This window comes from Erythrobacter sp. HI0063 (assembly GCF_001635685.1).
Lineage (GTDB): Bacteria > Pseudomonadota > Alphaproteobacteria > Sphingomonadales > Sphingomonadaceae > Qipengyuania.
The window spans coordinates 1-4,296 of the sequence record NZ_LWFF01000005.1; the positions used below are offsets into that span (position 1 = coordinate 1).

Sequence of the window (4,296 nt, forward strand, 5' to 3'; positions counted from 1 at the left end):
ACGTAGAGGCCGTTCTCGATCAGCGCTTCCCACATCGCCGCACCCTGTTCGAGGTCGGGCATGATGACGGCGATGATGGCGCTTTCGGCTTCCTTCGTGCCGAGTTCGAAGCCGAGTTCGCGCAGGCCCTTGTGGAGAATGCGGGAATTTTCCCACAGATGCGCGCGCTTGTTGCCGCCATGCTTGAGCTTGCGGATCGAGGTCGCCGCAGTGGCGACCACGCTGGGCGGAAGCGATGCGGTGAAGACGTAGGGGCGGCAGACCAGCCGCATGATTTCGAATTTGGGGTGGTTCGACACGCAGAAGCCGCCGACCGTGCCCACGCTCTTCGAGAACGTGCCGATCACGAAATCGACCTGGTCGAGCACGCCCTGATCCTCGGCCACGCCGCGGCCGTTTTCGCCGATGAAGCCCATCGAATGCGCCTCGTCGACGAGGACCATCGCGCCGTGTTCCTTGGCGACGCGGATCATCTCCTTCAGCGGCGCGGTGTCGCCCAGCATCGAATAGACGCCTTCGAGAATGACCAGCTTGCCCGCATCAGCGGGAATGCGCTTGAGGCGTTTTTCCATCGCCTCGATATCGTTGTGCTTGAAGGGCACGACTTCGGCCTTGCCCATCGCGCATCCGTCCCAGATGCTGGCGTGGGAATCGATATCGAGCACGACGTAATCGCCCTTGCCCGCGATCGTGCTGATGATGCCGAGATTGGCCTGATAGCCGGTGGAAAAGACCATCGCGTGGTCCATCCCGTAGAAATCGCGCAGCGCCTCCTCGCATTCTTTGTGGCCCTGATAGGTGCCGTTGAGAACGCGGCTGCCGGTGGTCCCCGATCCGAAATCGGCGAGCGCCTGCTTGCCCGCTTCGAGCACATCGGGATCGAAGGTCATCCCCATGTAATTGTAAGTGCCGAGCAGGATCGTCTCGCGCCCGTTGCAGATCGCGCGGGTGGGGGAGAGCACCTGCTCCATCACCAGATTGAACGGATCCTCGCGCCCCTGTGAAAGCAGGCCTTCGCGCATCGCAATGATGTCGTCGAACTTGGAGAACAGGTCCGTCTCGCCGCCTTCTGGCGTTCGGGCCGAGGTTTCGGGACGGTCGGGCTGGGCGATGCCTTCGCTCATCGTCGGATCAATCCTTGCCGGCGTGAAGCTTGGTCACGGCGTCGACCAATTGGCCGTAGGTCTCGATCTCGGTCTGCTGGTTCATCGAGATGATGATGTCGAACTCGTCCTCGATCGCGGCGACGAAATCCATCACCGTCAGGCTGTCGAATTCGAGATCGTTCGCAAAGGTCGTGTCGTCCGTGATCGTCACGCCCTTGGTGTTGAAGGGTTCGATCAGCGTGCGGATGCGGGCATCGGTTTCGGCGCGGTCCATGACAAAGGTCCAGTTCAATGAGTGGACGCGAAGGATCGCGTCGGTTGGTGGCGGGACAAGCGCAAGGGTGGAGGACTTGTCAAGCGCACTCGCATGGTGCGCCACGGCAAACGGTTGAAATTGCTGGCCAGCCAATCGCTCGTCGTTCAATCGTCCAGCAGGCCGCGCACGGCCCGCATGAACGGGCCGATCGAGACCGGTTTGGCCAGATAATCGCTCGCGCCCGCATCGCGGATACGCTCCTCGTCGCCCTTGCCGGCATAGGCGGTAACGGCGAGGATGGGCGTGGGCGCAAGCCGCGCATCGGCCTTCAGGCCCGCGATCAGCTCGACGCCGGACACGTTGGGAAGCTGGATATCCATGATGACCAGCTCGGGCAGAAATTTGGTCGCAGTGGAGAGTACGTCCTGGCCGTCGGCTACGGGCACGACCTCGTATCCGTTCGCTTTCAGCACGTCGCAAAAGAGTTTGCGGTTGAGATCGTTGTCCTCGACAACCATTATCCGCTTGGCCACGGCATCGCTCCTATCCGGTGCCGCCCCTAGAGATTTCCGCGGAGACTGACAATCGATCCCAATTCGCCATTCCCCGCCAGGGCCAGCGCCGAGGGCGAAACGGCACAGGACCGCGCGAGCGCGCTGGCTCTCGGCGCGCTGGGATGGGCGCTGGAGGATCCGCGCCGCGCCGAACGCCTGCTCGACCTGACCGGGCTGAGCGCACAGGAATTGCGCACCGGCCTGGGCGATCCCGCCGTGCTGGGCGCCGTGCTCGATTTCCTCGCCAATCACGAACCCGATCTGATCGCCTGCGCCGAAGCGCTCGAGACCGAGCCTGCCCAGCTGATCCATGCCGCAAAGGTCCTGAATTCATGAACCGCCCCCTGATCGTTTCCGATTGCGACGAAGTGCTGCTGCACATGGTCGCCCATTTCCGCGACTGGCTGGGGGAGGAGCACGCCGTGGATTTCCGGATGGACGGCGATTTCGGCAATGCGCTGACGCGGCGTGGATCGGGCGAAATCGTGCCGCAGGAAGAGGTCTGGACGCTGCTGGGTGGATTCTTCGATACCCAGATGGATCGCCAGAAGCCGATCGAAGGCGCGCTCGAGGCGATCGACACCTTGTCGAACCATGCCGACGTCGTGATCCTGACCAATCTCGTCGACAAGCGGCAGGAGCGGCGGCGCGAGCAATTGCTCGCCCACGGGCTGGATGCGCGGGTTTTCACCAATCAGGGGCCGAAGGGCCCGGCCTTGCAGCGCATTCTCGACGAATATCAGCCGAACCGTGCGATCTTCATCGACGATCTGCCGCAGCACCACCAGTCCGCGCGCGAAACCTTCGGCAAGGATATCACCACGCTGCATCTGGTCGGCGAACCGCTGGTCGCGCCGCATATCGCCTGCGCGCACCGGGCCGGTCACGCCGATGCGCGGATCGACGACTGGGCCAGCGCCTTGCCCTGGCTGATGGAACAACTGGAAAAGGAACCCGCATGAGCGCCTCCAAGACTATTGCCGACCGCCTCAAGGAACTCGGCATCACGCTGCCCAAGGCCGCCGCGCCGGTGGCGAGCTATCAGCCGCTCGTGGTGCAGGGGAACCAGTGCTATCTTTCGGGGCAATTGCCGTTCGTGGATGGCGAGCTGGTGACCGGAAAGCTCGGCGCGGACGTCACGCTCGAACGGGGGCAGGAAGCGGCGCGCGCCTGCGGCCTGATGATCCTCGCGCAACTCGAAGCGCACGATCTGCTCGAACGGGTGGAGCGGGTGGTCAAGCTGGGCGGCTTCGTCGCCAGCGTGCCCGATTTCACCGACCAGCCCAAGGTGGTGAACGGTGCATCCGACCTGATGGCCGAAGTGTTCGGCGACAAGGGCAAGCATGCCCGCAGCGCGGTCGGCGTGCCCGTCCTTCCGCTGAACGCCGCTGTGGAAGTGGACGCCGTCCTTGCTCTTTCGGGCGCTTGACCGGCTGCTGACCCGCGCGCCCGATCCGGCCCGCGTGGCGTGGATCGGGCAGTGGACCTACGCGCATCGCGGGCTACACAAGCCCGGCGTGCCGGAAAACTCGCTGGCGGCCTTCGCCGGAGCGATCGCTGCCGGGTACGGGATCGAATGCGACATTCAACGCAGCCGCGATGGCGAAGCGATGCTGCTGCACGATTGGGAGCTGGAAAGGCTGACGGGTATGACCGGGCCGATCGCCGCGCACTCCGCCGAAGAGCTGGCCCAGATCGCCTATCTCGACAGCGAGCACCGGATCGCGCGCCTGACCGACCTGTTGGATTTGGTCGCGGGTCAGGTGCCGATCCTGATCGAGATCAAGTCGCGCGCCCGCTACAATGTCGCCAAGACCTGCCGCGCGGTGCGCAAGGCGCTGGAAGGCTATCCCGGCCCCTGTGCGGTGATGAGCTTCGATCCGCGCGTCGCCCGCTGGTTCCGCGCGCATAATTCGAAAACGCCGCTGGGCCTTGTGATCAAGGAGACGGATGACGGATCGACGCCGCATCGCTGGCAGCGCCATCTGGCCTTCTGGACCGCTCGGCCCGATTTCGTCGCCTACGATATCCGCGCTCTGCCCAATCGCTTCGCGACCGATCTGCGCGCGCGCGGCTTCCCGCTGCCAAGCTGGACGGTCGATACGCCGCATAAGTTCGAACGCGCGATGGAGCATGCCGATGCGCCCATCGCGGAGGGCAACGGGTTCCCGACCGCCGAACCGCAAGAGCGCGCGGCGTGAGCGATCGTATCGCCAAGATCGGCGGATCGGTGGGCGCGTTTGCGGCGGAGGAATGGGATGCGCTCGCGGGCGGCAATCCCTTCGTCAGCCACGCTTTCCTCACCGCGCTGGAAGATTCGGGCAGCGTCGGGCCGGGCACAGGCTGGCAGAGCGCACCGATCGTGATCGAGAGTGAAGAT

8 protein-coding genes are annotated in these 4,296 nt (G+C 64.3%); 5 read left to right on the plus strand and 3 right to left on the minus strand.

Features of this window, described 5'->3' with window-relative positions:
- The 3 genes from A3736_RS00675 to A3736_RS00685 all read right to left on the minus strand — a co-directional run.
- Positions 1-1,124, minus strand: a 1,124-nt coding sequence (locus A3736_RS00675; protein WP_067677938.1) for an aminotransferase class I/II-fold pyridoxal phosphate-dependent enzyme, incomplete at its 3' end; no start/stop codon positions are given.
- 7 nt (positions 1,125-1,131) lie between these two features.
- The gene (locus A3736_RS00680) at positions 1,132-1,380 is read right to left on the minus strand and encodes an acyl carrier protein (protein ID WP_067677941.1); all 249 of its coding nucleotides are present in this window, start codon (positions 1,378-1,380) and stop codon (positions 1,132-1,134) included.
- Positions 1,381-1,526: 146 nt separating this feature from the next.
- On the minus strand, positions 1,527-1,895 hold the full coding sequence (locus A3736_RS00685) for a response regulator (RefSeq protein ID WP_067677944.1): 369 nt from the start codon (positions 1,893-1,895) through the stop codon (positions 1,527-1,529).
- 51 nt (positions 1,896-1,946) lie between these two features.
- Between A3736_RS00685 and A3736_RS00690 the strand changes: the two genes are divergently transcribed.
- The 5 genes from A3736_RS00690 to A3736_RS00710 form a co-directional block, all read left to right on the plus strand.
- Positions 1,947-2,252 carry a DUF3572 domain-containing protein gene (locus A3736_RS00690; protein WP_082851226.1) on the plus strand — a complete coding sequence of 102 codons (306 nt, stop codon included), beginning with the start codon at positions 1,947-1,949 and terminating at the stop codon, positions 2,250-2,252.
- Complete coding sequence (locus tag A3736_RS00695) at positions 2,249-2,878, plus strand: hypothetical protein (protein WP_067677950.1); 630 nt, start codon at positions 2,249-2,251, stop codon at positions 2,876-2,878. Before A3736_RS00690 ends, A3736_RS00695 begins: the two co-directional genes overlap by 4 nt.
- Positions 2,875-3,345, plus strand: coding sequence for a RidA family protein (locus A3736_RS00700; protein WP_067677953.1), 471 nt, complete (start codon positions 2,875-2,877; stop codon positions 3,343-3,345). The genes A3736_RS00695 and A3736_RS00700 overlap by 4 nt, the downstream gene beginning before the upstream one ends.
- A complete protein-coding gene (locus A3736_RS00705; protein ID WP_067677956.1) occupies positions 3,326-4,117 on the plus strand; it encodes a glycerophosphodiester phosphodiesterase family protein in 792 nt (263 codons plus the stop codon). The genes A3736_RS00700 and A3736_RS00705 overlap by 20 nt, the downstream gene beginning before the upstream one ends.
- The coding region (locus A3736_RS00710; RefSeq protein ID WP_197465428.1) for a peptidogalycan biosysnthesis protein at positions 4,114-4,296 on the plus strand (183 nt) is incomplete at its 3' end. The genes A3736_RS00705 and A3736_RS00710, both read left to right, overlap by 4 nt.

Coding starts and splice junctions, on each gene's coding strand:
- A3736_RS00700 (WP_067677953.1), top strand. CDS start 2,875: ATGAGCGCCTCCAAGACTATTGCCGACCGCCTCAAGGAACTCGGCATC.
- A3736_RS00695 (WP_067677950.1), top strand. CDS start 2,249: ATGAACCGCCCCCTGATCGTTTCCGATTGCGACGAAGTGCTGCTGCAC.
- A3736_RS00680 (WP_067677941.1), bottom strand. CDS start 1,380: ATGGACCGCGCCGAAACCGATGCCCGCATCCGCACGCTGATCGAACCC.